Annotated in this window: 9 protein-coding genes; 5 read left to right on the top strand and 4 right to left on the bottom strand. The window is 67.8% G+C overall.

Annotation, left to right across the window (positions count from 1 at the left end):
- Positions 1–66: 66 nt before the first annotated feature.
- On the top strand, positions 67–1,737 hold the full coding sequence (locus tag VG502_RS11005) for a long-chain fatty acid--CoA ligase (RefSeq protein ID WP_325550092.1): 1,671 nt from the start codon (positions 67–69) through the stop codon (positions 1,735–1,737).
- Between the two features lie 349 nt (positions 1,738–2,086).
- Complete coding sequence (locus VG502_RS11000) at positions 2,087–4,741, top strand: PA14 domain-containing protein (RefSeq protein WP_325550091.1); 2,655 nt, start codon at positions 2,087–2,089, stop codon at positions 4,739–4,741.
- 13 nt (positions 4,742–4,754) lie between these two features.
- Here VG502_RS11000 and VG502_RS10995 read toward each other — a convergent pair whose 3' ends face one another.
- The 3 genes from VG502_RS10995 to VG502_RS10985 form a co-directional block, all read right to left on the bottom strand.
- Positions 4,755–5,963, bottom strand: a complete 1,209-nt coding sequence (locus VG502_RS10995; RefSeq protein ID WP_325550090.1) for a glycosyltransferase — start codon at positions 5,961–5,963, stop codon at positions 4,755–4,757.
- Positions 5,963–6,826 (bottom strand): DMT family transporter, encoded by an 864-nt coding sequence (locus VG502_RS10990; protein WP_325550089.1) that lies wholly within the window; start codon positions 6,824–6,826, stop codon positions 5,963–5,965. The genes VG502_RS10995 and VG502_RS10990 overlap by 1 nt, the downstream gene beginning before the upstream one ends.
- Positions 6,827–6,926: 100 nt before the next feature.
- The gene (locus tag VG502_RS10985; RefSeq protein WP_325550088.1) at positions 6,927–8,258 is read right to left on the bottom strand and encodes a lipase family protein; all 1,332 of its coding nucleotides are present in this window, start codon (positions 8,256–8,258) and stop codon (positions 6,927–6,929) included.
- A gap of 96 nt (positions 8,259–8,354) precedes the next feature.
- On the opposite strand from VG502_RS10985, the gene VG502_RS10980 reads away from it, so the two are divergent.
- The 3 genes from VG502_RS10980 (at position 8,355) to VG502_RS10970 (ending at position 12,803) form a co-directional block, all read left to right on the top strand.
- Positions 8,355–9,758 carry a glycoside hydrolase family 3 N-terminal domain-containing protein gene (locus tag VG502_RS10980; RefSeq protein WP_325550087.1) on the top strand — a complete coding sequence of 468 codons (1,404 nt, stop codon included), beginning with the start codon at positions 8,355–8,357 and terminating at the stop codon, positions 9,756–9,758.
- Between the two features lie 317 nt (positions 9,759–10,075).
- Positions 10,076–10,780: a DUF2510 domain-containing protein gene (locus VG502_RS10975; RefSeq protein ID WP_325550086.1), complete on the top strand. Its 705-nt coding sequence runs from the start codon at positions 10,076–10,078 to the stop codon at positions 10,778–10,780.
- Between the two features lie 184 nt (positions 10,781–10,964).
- The gene (locus tag VG502_RS10970) at positions 10,965–12,803 is read left to right on the top strand and encodes an AMP-dependent synthetase/ligase (RefSeq protein WP_325550085.1); all 1,839 of its coding nucleotides are present in this window, start codon (positions 10,965–10,967) and stop codon (positions 12,801–12,803) included.
- A gap of 39 nt (positions 12,804–12,842) precedes the next feature.
- Here the strand turns inward: VG502_RS10970 and VG502_RS10965 are convergent, their stop codons facing one another.
- The gene (locus VG502_RS10965) at positions 12,843–14,000 is read right to left on the bottom strand and encodes a lactonase family protein (RefSeq protein ID WP_325550084.1); all 1,158 of its coding nucleotides are present in this window, start codon (positions 13,998–14,000) and stop codon (positions 12,843–12,845) included.
- Positions 14,001–14,249: the final 249 nt, after the last annotated feature.

The raw sequence follows: 14,249 nt of genomic DNA, 5'->3' as shown, positions 1-14,249 counted from the left end.
GCCGATATCCGGGAACATTCCGGTCGGGTCCTCCCGCAGGCGGCCGCCAAGTGACAGGCTGCAGCCATGAAGAGCACCATGCAGGAGACCCCGCTGCTCATCTCCACACTGCTGGAGTTCGGCACCACCGCGTACGCGCAGAGCGAGGTGATCACCTGGACCGAGAACGGCCCCCGCACCACGACGTATGGCGAGCTCGGCCAGACCTGCGCGCAGCTCGCAAATGCGTTGCGCGGCCTCGGGATCGACGGTGATCAACGGGTCGGCACGTTCATGTGGAACAACGCCGAGCATCTGGCGGCATACCTCGCCGTGCCCTCGATGGGTGCGGTCCTGCACGCCCTCAACATCCGGCTCTTCCCCGAGCAACTGCTCTACGTCACCAACCACGGCGGCAGCCAGGTCGTCATCGTCGATGACACGCTCGCCGAGCCCTTCGCCAAACTGCTGCCCCACCTGCCGGCGGTGCAGCACGTCATCGTCAACGGCGCCATCCCGGATGCGTTGCGGGACAAGCTGGTTCAGCACGCGCAGGTGCACGACTGGACGAGCCTGCTGGCCGACCAACCCACGAGCTACGAGTGGGTGACGGACATGGACGAGAACGACGCGTCCTCGCTCTGCTACACCTCGGGCACGACCGGCAACCCCAAGGGTGTTGCCTACTCGCACCGCTCCAACTACGTGCACGCGCTCGCGGGCGCGGGCACCTTCCAGTGGTCGGCAGCCGACCGTCTACTGGTCGTGGTCCCGCTCTTCCACGCGAATGCGTGGGGATTCCCTTACATGGCAATGCTTTCCGGCGCCTCGCTGATCATGCCCGGGCGCTACCTGCAGGCAGAGCCGCTCGCCACGATGATCCAGCAGCTGCAGATCACCGGCGGCGCCGGCGTGCCGACGATCTGGTCCGATCTGCTGCGCTATTTCACCGAGCACTCCGAGGCCGACGCCTCGACCGTGCGACGACTGGTCGTCGGTGGCTCCGCGGCGCCGGAGTCGATGATCCGTCGTTTCCAGGACGAGCTCGGGGTGGAGATCATCCATGCGTGGGGTATGACCGAGACCTCGCCGATGGGTTCTGTCGCCGTACCTCCGCCCGGACTGGAGGAGGGCACCGACGAATACTGGCGCTACCGCTCGTCACAGGGCCGGCTGCTCCCGTCGTTCGAGGGACGCATCATCGGCCCGGACGGCACCGTGCAGCTGGCCGACGGGGTCAGCGTCGGTGAGCTGGAGATCCGCGGCCCGTGGATCACCGGCTCCTACCTGACCAATGACGACGACGCGCAGGCCGATATCGACGATCGCGCGTCACGCTTCAGCGAGGACGGCTGGTTCCGCACCGGCGACGTCGGCGCGCTCAGCGCCGACCGGTTCCTCAAGCTCACCGACCGGTCCAAGGACGTCATCAAGTCCGGCGGCGAGTGGATCAGCTCGGTCGAGCTGGAGAACCAGATCATGTCCCACCCCGACGTGGTCGAGGCGAGCGTCGTCAACGTGCCCGACGAGAAGTGGGGCGAGCGGCCACTGGCGACGGTCGTTCTCGCGGAGGGCTCGGCGACCACGTCCGCCGATCTGCGAAAACACTTGTCGGACAAGGTCGCTCACTGGCAGCTGCCGGAGCGCTGGGCGATCATCGACGAGGTCCCGAAGACCAGCGTCGGCAAGTTCGACAAGAAGCGACTGCGGGAGCGGTATGCCGCGGGCGAGATGCAGGTCGAGCAGCCGACCGACTGAACGACCTACCGACGATCACACCCCGCGCCTGATCCGCCCCGCAGCCGACCCACCGGTCCGCTGCGGCCGGTCCGGACCGCGCCGCACCTGCCAGGCCCGCCGAGCGATCGGCGGGCCTTCGGCATGTTCCGGCGCCCGCATCGCGGACCCATATCCCGTTATCAAATCGTTATTCAACTTGCGAAGATGGTCGCTTCTGTTGGAACACTGTCGATTTTGTGTGTGACACAGTTCACTTTTGTGTGCACTGCTCCGTGATTGCTCCGCCAGTGCGCTGCTGCACAACCCGTCCAGTCCCCGAAGGAGTGTCATGTCTGTCCCCCGTCGACGGCATCCGAGAACACGAAGGATGCCGGGCATCACCGTCCTGCTCCTCGCGCTGGTGTCCGTGCTCTGTCTCCCACTTGCGCCATCCGCACACGCGGGGACATCCAGCTCCCCGCCGCCCGGCCTCCGCGCCGACTACTACCCGCTGCCCGACACCAACAACACCAACGACACTCCCGGACCGGAATTCCCGCCCAGCGGAGAGCCGAGCGCAACCATCGTCGACTCGAACATCGACTCCGACGACCTGACCGCATCGCTCGCTGAGCTGACCGGGACGTCCACCGATGCCGGCATCCAGTGGACCGGCAACCTGACTGCCCCGAGCACCGGCAATTACACCTTCAACTACTACGGGGACAACGGTTTTCGGCTGTATGTCGACGGCCGGCTCGTAATCGACAACTGGCTCAACAACTGGAACGTCAACAAGCCCGGCCAGGTCGATCTGACCGCGGGCACCCACACCTTCCGTGCCGACTACTACCAAGCGACCGGTGGTGCTTTCGCGAAGTTGTCCTGGCAACCGCCGGGCGCCTCGAGCCTGGTGCCCGTCCCGGCCTCGGCCTTCACCCTGCCCGACGGCTACACCCCGACGGTCGAGCGAGGTGAGCTCGCCAAGGACGGCAGGACGATCCGGCTGACCTTCGGGCACCCACTCGGCACCTGGCCCTCCACCGCGACCAGCCACCTGTCCGCCGCCGGCTTCCCGATCACCTCGGCCGCTGTCGATCCGACCGATTCGAAGGTCCTGGTGATCACGCTGGACGGCACCGTCTACGACACGTGGGGCAGCGTCCCGGTCAGCTATGACGGCAAGGGCGGCGCGACATACGCAGATGACAGTGACGTCCCGAAGTTCTACACACACGTCGACAACAGCTCGACCGTGCCGATGACGACACCGTGGACCTCGAAGGTCGACCCGAAGAACCCGTTGCCGGAGTATCCGCGGCCGCAACTGACCCGCAACAAGTGGCAGTCGCTCAACGGCACCTGGTCGTTCGAGGGCCGGACCGGTGACGACGCGAACATCGCCGAGGAGCCGGCGGCGGACGCGAAGCTGCCGGACAAGATCGTCGTCCCCTACCCGATGGAGTCGACCCTGTCCGGTGTGCGCAAGCACTACGACAACGCGTTCTACCGACGCTCCTTCACCGTGCCGACCGATTGGCGGCAGGCCGGTCGCCGGGTGATCCTGCACTTCGGTGCGGTCAACTACCAGGCGACGATCTGGGTCAACGGCAAGCAGGTCGCCACGCACACCGGTGGCTACCTGCCGTTCAGTGCAGACGTCACCGACGCGCTGAAGAGCAGCGGAGCGCAACAGTTGACCGTCGGCGTGACCAACACCGGCGCAGCCAGCCAGCCGCAGGGCAAGCAGGTGATGAACCCGAGCGGGATCTTCTACACGGCGAGCAGCGGTATCTGGCAGAGCGTCTGGATGGAGCCGACTCCCGCCCAGAAGGTCGATCAGGTCGTCTTCACCCCGACGCTGCCGAAGGCCCCGAGCACCGACGGCGCCTCGGTGACCGTGCAGGTCAACAGCAGCACGTCGAAGGACGGCAAGGTCGACGTCCGGTTGTATGACGGCACGGCCGTCGTGGCAACGGGCACCGGGAAGGCGAACACGCCCTTCTCGATCGCACTGCCCAAGGCGCACCTGTGGTCGCCGGACGATCCCTTCCTCTACCACGCGAAAGTGACGCTGAAGGGCTCGACGGGCACCGACCAGGTCGGTTCCTACTTCGGCGAGCGGACCGTCGAGGTCGGCAAGGTCAACGGCGTGCCGAAGATCCTGCTCAACGGGAAACCGACGTTCGTCAACGCCACCCTGGACCAGGGGTTCTGGCCCGATGGCGCCTACACCGCACCGACCGATGCCGCGCTCAAGTGGGACATCACCGCGACCAAGGACCTCGGCTTCAACGCGATCCGCAAGCACATCAAGGTGGAGCCGGCGCGGTGGTACTACGCCGCCGACACCACCGGGATGCTGGTCATGCAGGACATGCCCTCGATGGAGTCCGGGTTCAGCGCGACTCCCGCGCAGGACACGGAGTTCAGGTCACAGCTGCACCAGATGGTCGAGGAGCTGAAGGGCGAGACCTCGATCATCTCGTGGGAGCCCTACAACGAGGGCTGGGGCATGGACCGGGGCAACGTCAGCAACGCCATCAGCGAGGTGAAGCTTGCGGCCGAGCAGGTCGCCAAGGATGACCCGAGCCGGCTGGTCGACGCCGAGTCCGGCTTCAACTGCTGCGGCAGCGTCAACTCCGACACCGGTGCCGGGAACATCGTCGACTGGCACACCTACACCGGTCCGGCGCGGCCGCAACCCGACGTGGCGAACAACCGGCCCGCCATCGACGGCGAGCACGGTGGTTGGGGCCTGTCGATCCCGGCGCACTCCTGGAACGTCGGCTTCATCAACTACGCCGGAGCATCCGACTCGGCGCAGCTGACGCAGAAGTTCGAGACGACCCAGGGCGCCCTCGCCAAGGAAGCGGCGTGCCAGCTGTCCGGTGGCGTCTACACCCAGATCACCGATGTCGAAGGTGAGATCAACGGGTTGTGGACCTACGACCGGAAGGTGCCGAAACTCGACGTGGCGCGTGCCCGTGCCGCCAACGAGAAGGTGATCGCCGCCGGGTCGTCGGCGGGTGACTGCGGGTAGCGCCGCGAGCTCGTCACCTCGGTCGGTCCGGGCCGTCGGCATCGCCGGCGGCCCGGAGCGCTGTCGCCATCGCGGTGAGCCGACGGTAGATCTCGTCGAAGCGTGCCACGGTCCGGGTCGCCGCATGGCGCTCGGCGATCTGTCGGCTCACCACGCTCATCGGGCGGCGGTCGCACGTCAGAAGTGTCCGCAGCGACCGGGCGAGTTCGTCGATGTCACCGGGCGGGTAGAGGAATCCGTTGGCACCCTGCTGGACCAGGTGCGGCAGGGCCAGGGCGTCGGCGAGCACCACCGGCAGGCCGGTCGCGAGCGCCTCCAGTGTCGCGATGCTCTGCAGCTCGGCGGTCCCCGGCATGCAGAACGCGTCGAACGCCGAATACACCTGGGGCAGCTGCGCATCGGGCACGAAGCCGAGGAAGTGCACCCGGTTGGTCACGCCGACATCGGCGGCGACCTTCTCCAGGGCGTGCCGCCGTGCGCCGGAGCCGACCAGCACCAACTGCGCCGGTCCGAGATCGGCGAGGCGGGCGATCGCCCGGATCAGCTCGATCACGTGCTTGTCGGCGTCGAGCCTGCCGACATACCCGATGGTCGGTGCATCGGGCAGGCCGAGGGCCCGGCGCCCGCCGCCCGGCACGGCCGGAGGGTGGAAGGTGTCGATGTCGACTCCGCACGAGATCGGCTCGATCGGTTGTGGCAGGCCGTGTCGGCGCACCAGCGCGGCCGCCGCCGGGGTCGGGGCGGTCACCCGGTCGGCGGTGCGGTAGATCCGCCGGAAGTCGGCCCACGCTGCACGGGTCACCAGGGGACGACAGGGGGGTGGAAGGTATGGCGTCAGGTTCTGCGGCATGAAGTGATTCGTCGCAACCACGGGGATGCCGCACTCGGTGGCGGCGCGGATCGCCGCGCGGCCGATCGTGAAGTGATCCTGCGCGTGCAGCACCTCGGGCCGGATGTCCGCCAGCAGGTCACGCAGCCGCCGACGTGCGCCGATGGGGCTGGCGAACCGCAGCGGTGGGTGCACCGGCAGCGGAAGCGACGCCAGCCGATGGATCCGCACACCTTCGTCGTCGACGAGCAACTTGTTCGGGCCGTTCTCCGACGAGCAGACCACGTGCACCTCGTGGCCGAGCCCGGACATGCCGCGCGCGAGCCGGCGGGCGAAGACCGCGCTGCCGCTCACGTCCGGCGGGTAGGTGTCGGTGGCCATCAGAATACGCATCAGCCGGCCTGCCCTCGTGCACGCGCCGGGTGGTCGCGCGACAACACGACGACACCGGCCGCCGTCAGCGCTGCGGCGACCGCGAGCCAGGCCAGATCGAGCGGTGCGGTCGGGATCGGATCCCTCAGGACGACGACCCCGGTGAAGGCGGCGGTGAACGGATCAGCAACGAGGACAACGGCATACACCTCTGCGAACCGCGCGAGCCCATAGGCGTACTGCTGCGCGACCCCGCCGGCCAGCATGAGGATGATCACCACCACGGTCGGCCAGGCGAGCACCGTGTCGACACTGCGGGCCAAGCGTCGGCCGATCACACCGATCAGTGCAGCCCCCACGCCGAACGAAGCACCGGCACCAGTCGCTGCGGCCGCGGCACGCACGTTCACGCCGACCCGTTCGCGCGGCAGTGCCAGCGCCACGCCAGCGATGCCGAGGGCGATCACCGCCATACCGACCGCGCCACGTGCCGGCACCTGGGGTCGTCCCTCACCGGGCGGGAGCACGAGCAGGAAGGCAGCGAGTCCGACGATGACGACGACGGCTCCGCTCACCGCCCGCGCGCTCGGTCGCGCCCGGTCCAGCGCGGCCTTGGCCGCCACCGCGAAGATCAGGCCAACGGTGCCGACCGGCTGGATCGCGCTCACCGGGCCGAGACTGAGGGCCACCACGTGCACCCCGACGCCACACACGCTCACCACGGCACCGGCCAGCCACCGGCGCTGCCGGATCAGGACGATCAGGAAGCCGAGCCGGCTGTCATCGGTGAACCTGACCCGGACGGCAGACCGCGACTGCAGCGCGGCGCCCACTGCGATGAGAAACGCCGCACCGACGGCAAGCCCCACTGCGAGTTGGTACATGACCGTTCCTCAGCATGGAGACTTCCATGCGAGTCCCACGGCGACACCATGACACGCGGATCTGCATGTGCCCTGCATGTCGCTGCGACGACGCCCAGGATCAGGACGTGGGGCAGTTCGTCGGAGCCTGCTTGCCCGCCATGCGGTCGTTGATCCAGTGCAGTCCGTCGACCAGTGCGTCGGGGACCTCGCCGACGTGCGTCTTGCCGTTGTGATAGACCCGCCGCTCGGCATGCCAGCCGAGCCGGCACATCCGCTTGAACATCGTGTCGCTGAGGAACGCCGGCACGGTCTCGTCGACGTCACTGTGCAGGATCAGCAACGGCGACAACACTTTCGGGCGACCCGGCTGGCCGGGGTTGCTCTCACTCAACGCCCGCTGCCACGCCGTGTCCGAGGTGAAACCGGGCTTGACGAAGGCCGACATCGGCGTCTTCGTCAACGCAGCCGAGTGGGCGGCGCTGCAATGCGTCTCGAAGCGCTTCAACATCGCAAGGCCGGCCGGCGTCAGGACGTCCGACGGGTGCAACTGCGGGTATGCCGCGGCATACCCGGCGATGATCATGAAGAAGAGGCTCGGCGCCATCTTCGTCGTCGCCAGCGTGTTGGCGACCAGCGTCATCTCGCTCACCGGCCCGCCGGCGACGGTGCCGACCAGGTGCAGCTCGGGGGTCCAGGTGGCCGCGACATCGTTGGCCCAGGCGGCCGCATGCCCGCCCTGCGAGTAGCCCCAGATCGCGAATCGCCGCTGCACCGGCACGGCGGGTAGTTGCCGCGCCGCACGCGCCGCGTCCAGCACACTGCGCGCCTCGCTCTGCCCGACCAGATACGGGTGGATCCCGGGCGTGCCGAGACCTTCGTAGTCGGTGAGGGACACGACGTAGCCGGAGCGCAGATAACCGGCCTCGGCGAACGCGCCGTAGTCCTTGTTGAGCAGGCTGATCGGGTATGGCGTCCTCTGTCCGGCGGGCAGCGCGACGTCGCCTCGGGACGGCGCACAGTCGTCCGCGACACCGGTCGTGCCGTGGGCCGCGGACACCAGCTTCCAGCCACCGGCCGGCGGCTTCCCGGCGGGCACGAGAACGATCCCGGTGACGGCAATTCGCTTGCCGGACAACGACTTACTGGCATACATGATCTTCCAGACCGTGCCGCCCGAGACCGTGAGCCTCGTGCGTTCGAAACGCAGGAGGGTCCCGTGCGGGACCGCCGGCATCGGCTTCGGCGGCCGGTAGAAGTCCAGCGGATCCTTGCCGCGGAACTCCTGCGGTTGCGCGGCGGCACCGGCCGTGGCCGGCTGCCCGCCAGCTGCCGAAGACGGCGGGGACTTCGAGGACGCCGGCGAATGCCGAGGGTGGTCACCGCTGGTGGAGCACGCGGCGGCGAGGAGCAGCACGACCGCCATACCCAGTAACCGGATCATCAGTCGCATATGGGCCATCATGACTGACATACCGGTTCCGGTGGCCAACCCGCAGCGCCGCTGCGGCGTCCTACGGAGCGGAGCACTCACCGAGGGAGTCACAAGATGAGCACGTTCGGGGGACGACCGCTGGTGCTCGGCACCGCGGTCGCCATGATGACCGGCGGTATGTCGCTGGCCGCGGCACAACCGTCGGAGGCCGCGGGTCCCGCAGTGAGTGCAGCGACGACGTGCACCACCCATCCGGTCCTCTACAAGGGCACCAGCGGCGCGTGCGTGAAACTCGCCCAGCAGCTGTTGATCAAGCACGGCTACTCGGTGGGGTCGTCGGGCGCCGACGGCGTCTTCGGCACGTCGACCGTGACCGCGGTCAAGCGTTTCCAGACACCGCGGCATCTCAACCCGACGGGTGTCGTCGACCGGCTCAACTGGAAGGCGCTGGCGGCATTCGGTCCGACCGGATCGGCCTGTGTCACCAAGAAGTACGGCGAGTTGTCGCAGTCGCAGCGGGTCGGGCAACTGTTGATGGTCGGGATGGACAAGGACGACCAGAGCTACGTCCACACGCTGATGAAGTACGACCACGTGGGCAACATCGTCTATCTCGGCGGCTGGACCGGCAACAGCACCGTCGGCCGCACCTCGGACGCCAACCAGGGCCTGACGTCCGGCGCCTGGACCGGCAACGTCCCGCTGCTCATCGCGGCCGACCAGGAGGGCGGCTACGTCCAGCAGCTGAAGGGGACCGGTTTCACCACACTGCCGACTGCACTGACCCAGGGCAGCTGGTCCTCGTCCCACCAGACCAGCACCGGCGCGACGGTCGGCCAGCAACTGCGCGACGTCGGGGTCAACGTCAACCTGGCCCCGGTCGCCGACACCGTGCCGCAGTCACTCGGCACCCGCAACGGGCCGATCGGTCACTACTACCGCGAATACGGTTACACCCCAAGCGTTGTCAGCCGGGCGGTGACGAATGTCGTGCACGGGCTGAACTCCCGCGGCGACATCGCGACGCTCAAGCACTTCCCGGGACTGGGCCGGATCACCAACAACACCGACACGTCCAGCACCGGCATCACCGACAACACGATGACCGCCACGGACCCCTACCTGTCGACCTTCAAGTCCGGCATCGCCGCGGGCGCCGGCATGGTGATGATGTCGACCGCGTGGTACCCGAAGATCGACTCGGCCAACCAGGCGGCGTTCTCCCATCCGATGATCACCACGCTTCTGCGCGGGAGCCTCGGTTTCCACGGCGTGGTGGTCAGCGACTCGCTGAGTGCCGTTTCCGTGCAACACATTCCGGTCGGCCAGCGAGCGACGCGGTTCATCGCCGCCGGCGGTGACATCGTCCTCACCGGCGCGCCGCACGACGTGCCGACCATGGCGGCAGCCATCCTCGCCAAGATGAAGTCGAGTCCGACGTTCGCGGGTCAGGTCAGCGCGGCCGTCCACCGGGTGCTGACGCTGAAGTCCCGGCACGGATTGCTCTTCTGTTCCTGACCCGGGCCCGAAGCGCCCTCGTGATACGTGGTTGTCCTGGGCTTCTTGCAGACGAGGACGGCGCGTGCAATTTCCTTGTGGTGGCCGATTGACCTGTCCTACGGTTCGCAGGCTTGGCCATTTGGGAGGGCTTCGGGCCAGGGTCTTTGGGGATGTCGGGGAGTCCGAAAGTGACTGCTACTGAACGTCATTCACGTGCTGACCAGTTGCCGTCCAAGGGCTGACACCGACCGCTCACGACGTCGCCCCGACCCAGGATGTCCTGCACGTAGTAGCGCGTCGATCTCCGCCATACCCCCGTCATGACAGGAATGCGGATGAACAACCAGACCCCGGCCGGCTGGTACCCGGACCCGCAAGGCTCGCCCCGCCAAAGGTATTGGGACGGCAACCAGTGGACCGAACAGTTCGCCCCCGCCGAGAACCTCGCCTCTGCAACTCAACCCATTCCCAGGGCCCAGCAGCAGTGGGCCGAGCAGCCAGCGCCGCTAGCGAAGCCTGCGCGGCCGTGGTGGAAACGCCGCTGGGTTCAGATCACCGCTGCGGCCGTCGTTGCGTTCTTCGCCATCGGTGGGATAGCGAGCGCTCTGAGCCCACAGGACAACTCGTCCGATAACGCCGCTGCCTCGCCGACCACGTCGGCAAGCAAGTCACCTGCAGCACCCGCCACCGTGACGGTCACTGCTACACCGAAGGCGACGCACACCAAAGCACCGGCGAAGACCGTTACAAAGCCGTCCAGGACGCAGCACCCGACCAAGAGCGTCACCGCTGCGCCGACCTCGTGGACGATGCCGGACGAGAAGGGCAAGACCTTGCAGGCAGCGCAGGACGACATCCAGCTCGTGAGCGGCAACCCTCTGTTCTACAGCACATCGACCGACGCACTGGGCGCAGACCGGATGCAGCTTTGGGACAGGGACTTGCGGGTGTGCGCTCAAACACCAAGGGCCGGAACGACATTCACCGAGGACACGGCCGTCGACTTCTCAGTGGTCAAATTGGACGAGACCTGCCCATGACATCGTGCTGCTGACCTGAGTTGCGCGCACCGGTTTCCGCCACGGGAAACTGCGTGACCTGCTGCGTCGCATCAGTGCACCGTCACCGCCTAACGTTGACCTTCATGACGTTCCAACGACCTGCGGTGCGGGAGATTGTCACCGGGGCCGACACACGCTTTGAGATCCCGGAGACGCTGCGCTGATGACCAGCCAAGACATGTTCAAGCCGGCAACCGTCACCGAGCTGGACGGCGGACCGGAGGTGCACACCTTCCCGCGCACGGCTCCACTCGCCGTGGACTGGATCGCGGAGGAGCCCGACACCGTGGTGTTGCTGGTGCCACCGGACGGGGACACCTCGGCGCCGGTGGAGCGCTGGACGGAAGTCACGGCACAAGGACTGCGCGAGCGCATCCGTGTGCTGGCGCGTGGCCTGATCGGGCTCGGCCTGAAGCCCGGCGACCGGGTGGCCATCATGTGCCGCACCCGCTACGAGTGGACGCTGGTGTCCTGGGCGTGCACCTACGTCGGTGTCACCGTTGCACCGATCTATGACACGGCCTCCGCCGACCAGGTCGAGTGGATCCTCACCAACTCCGGCGCGCGACTCCTCATCGTCGAGAGTTCGGACCTGCGCGCCGCATCCGGCGTCGACAGCCTGTCGACCGACATACGACCCGACGTCCTGGTCGTCGACGACGACGCCCTGGCCCAGATCGAGGAGGCCGCGTCGGGAGTCAACGAGGCGACGCTCGACGTGCGTGCCGGTGCGGTCAACGAGACCGACCTGCATTCGATCGTCTACACCTCGGGCACGACGGGGCGCCCCAAGGGGTGCGAGATCAGCCACGCCGCGTTCCTCCACAGTGCCGACGCGTCGCTCAGCGTGATCCGTGAGGCGGTCGAGCGCGGCGACCGACCCCGCACCGTCCTCATGCTGCCGCTGGCGCACATCTTCGGCCAGGTGATCGAGGCGGCAACGCTGTTGGCGCGCTACGAGCTGGTGCACGAGCCCGACATGAAGCACCTCGGGGAGGCGTTCAGGTTGCACCGGCCCACCTTCGTCGGGTCCGTGCCCCGTGTCTTCGAGCGGGTCTACGCCGCCGCAGCCGCGAGCGCTCAGGCCAAGGGCCGTCGGGCCGGCCGCATCTTCGCCGCGGCGGAGCGGACCGCTGTCGAGTTCGCGAGCACCCCGTCGCCCGGACTGGGCACCCGGTTGAAGTACCGGTGGTACGACCGGTTGGTCTACCGGAAACTGCGGGACGCCCTTGGCGGCGAGTGCCGGACGATCATCTCCGGCGGAAGTGCGCTGAGCCCGCACCTCAGTCGGTTCTTCGAGGGGGTCGGCTTCGAGATCCTCGAAGGCTACGGACTCACCGAGGTCGGCATCACGAACGTCAACCCGCCCGGTGGGGCCAAGATCGGCACGGTCGGTCCGCCCGTCCCGGGTGTGCGGATGACGCTCGGCCCGGACGGCGAGGTGCTGATCCTGGCGCCGCAGGCGATGACCGGCTACTGCAGCAACCCGGAGGCGACCCGGGAGGCGCTGACCGTCGACGGCTGGTGTCGCACGGGCGACCTCGGCAGCTTCGAGGACGGGCACCTGCGGATCATCGGCCGGTCCAGGGACCTCATCGTCACCACCGACGGCAAGCACATCGCACCGGACATGCTCGAGGACAGCCTGACCCAGCACCCGCTCATCGGTCAGGCGCTCGTCGTGGGCAACGACCGTCCCTTCGTCGCCGCCCTGCTCACGCTCGACAAGGACGGCGCCGCGTACTGGGCGCGGAACAACGGCATCCGCGACGACGACGACCTCGGCACGCACCCCGACGTGCTCGCCGCCATCGGGGAGCAGGTCGCGGCGACCAACAAGCTGGTGTCCGGCGCCGAGTCCGTCCGCGAATGGCGGCTACTGCCGACCGAGTGGACCGTCGAGTCCGGCGACCTGACACCGACTCTGAAGATGAAGCGCAATGTCATCACGGAGCGGGCAGCAGACACCATTCGCGAGATGTATGGCGAGGCACGAGCCTGACGACCGCGCACACCGCCGCCCGCTCACGTGGTGGACGGCTCAGAGTGCGACGATCCCTTCTGCGCCAACGGCATTCGGGACGGTGACGGAGCCGGTCCTGGCCAGAGACCCGTTCGGCTGGATGCGATAGGCATCGACGATGCCGTTGGCTCCCGTCTGGACGTAGAGGTAGCGGCCGTCCGATGACGCTGCGGCGTCGACGGTGCCGGGATCGGTGGCAGTCAGGCCGCGGCTGGTCAACGCGCCGGGGACCGAGGTCGAGTAGCGCGAGAGCGTGCCGCTGCCGGCATTCGATGCGTAGACCTGGTCACCGGTCGTGGCGATCCAGCAGGTGGCGGCCTGCCCGGTCGCGGCAGAGTCGATCGGCGTGACCGTGCCGCGGCGCGAAACCGCAAAGGTGGCAACGCTGTTCGTGCCCGCCTCGCTCAGCACGAGGTGGCCGCGGCTGTCGAAGGCGAAGCCGAACGGCACTGCTCCGGGCAGCGCGGTGGTGACCGGTCGGGCTGACGGTCCGAAGAGGCCGATCGGGAACGTCTCCAACGTGTTCCCGCCGTTCTTGGTCGACACGATCAGGTCGCGGCCGTCCGGCGTGAAGCCGACTTGGCCTGGCGTTGAAACGAATTCGTCCGCCTGACCTGGCGCCGAGGTGTTCAGGTGCAGTTCACGGTGCCAGGCCGGGATCGGCAACAGCGCGCCGCCGACGCGCAGGTAACCCGACAGCGAGCCGCCGTCCCGTGCGTTGAGCACGAAGACGAGGTTGCCCTGCGCGGCGACGCTGACCGGGAAGTCTCCGCCGGTCGGCACCACCTGGCGGCGGGTCAACCGGTCGCCGGAGACGCTGTATGACGTCAGCGTGTTGCTGCCCGCGTTGACGGCATACAGCGAACGGGACGACCGGTCGTAGCCGAGCGATCCCTGGCTGGCCAGGTGATCGACGACCGATCCCGACAGCACCCCGCCGAGGCCGCCGGTGGGATAGGAGCCGACCTTCGCCAGCCCGCCGTCCGCGGTGCGGTCGTAGGCGACGACGGTGTTGCCCGCCGGGTTGTCGTTCTGCACGAACACGACCCCGCTCGTCGGGCCGCTGCGGTATGCCGCACCGCTGTGCCCGGTTGCGGCGCTCGCCGGTGCTGCCGCGAAAACTGCTGCCGTTGCAATTGATCCGGTGACGGCGAGCGTCCTGGTGATGACCTTCATGGCTGTTCCTTCGCCCTTGGTGAGTGGGTGCGCCACTCACGTCGCGGAACCGCGGGCGTCGAACACGTCCGCGTGATCCCGGCGACAGCTTCGAGGGTCGTCCTGGTTCACGGTGAGCTGAGCCGTTCTTACAGAACCGTTCGCAAATCCGAATCCTGATTGAGCGGCGTACCTCAGCGTTGACCGGCGTAGGTGATTCACCGAATTCAGTACGCCGGTCAATGCGCTTGTATGCCGGTCAATCCTGGG

Origin of the sequence: Flexivirga sp., assembly GCF_035551235.1 — a bacterium.
In the GTDB taxonomy this organism is placed as follows: Bacteria; Actinomycetota; Actinomycetes; order Actinomycetales; family Dermatophilaceae; genus Flexivirga.
The sequence above is the reverse complement of the archived record's forward strand: the minus strand, read 5'-3'. Positions and strand labels throughout refer to the sequence as shown.

Coding starts and splice junctions, on each gene's coding strand:
- VG502_RS10965 (WP_325550084.1), bottom strand. CDS start 14,000: ATGAAGGTCATCACCAGGACGCTCGCCGTCACCGGATCAATTGCAACG.
- VG502_RS10995 (WP_325550090.1), bottom strand. CDS start 5,963: ATGCGTATTCTGATGGCCACCGACACCTACCCGCCGGACGTGAGCGGC.
- VG502_RS10970 (WP_325550085.1), top strand. CDS start 10,965: ATGACCAGCCAAGACATGTTCAAGCCGGCAACCGTCACCGAGCTGGAC.
- VG502_RS10980 (WP_325550087.1), top strand. CDS start 8,355: ATGAGCACGTTCGGGGGACGACCGCTGGTGCTCGGCACCGCGGTCGCC.
- VG502_RS10990 (WP_325550089.1), bottom strand. CDS start 6,826: ATGTACCAACTCGCAGTGGGGCTTGCCGTCGGTGCGGCGTTTCTCATC.
- VG502_RS10975 (WP_325550086.1), top strand. CDS start 10,076: ATGAACAACCAGACCCCGGCCGGCTGGTACCCGGACCCGCAAGGCTCG.
- VG502_RS10985 (WP_325550088.1), bottom strand. CDS start 8,258: ATGCGACTGATGATCCGGTTACTGGGTATGGCGGTCGTGCTGCTCCTC.
- VG502_RS11005 (WP_325550092.1), top strand. CDS start 67: ATGAAGAGCACCATGCAGGAGACCCCGCTGCTCATCTCCACACTGCTG.
- VG502_RS11000 (WP_325550091.1), top strand. CDS start 2,087: ATGCCGGGCATCACCGTCCTGCTCCTCGCGCTGGTGTCCGTGCTCTGT.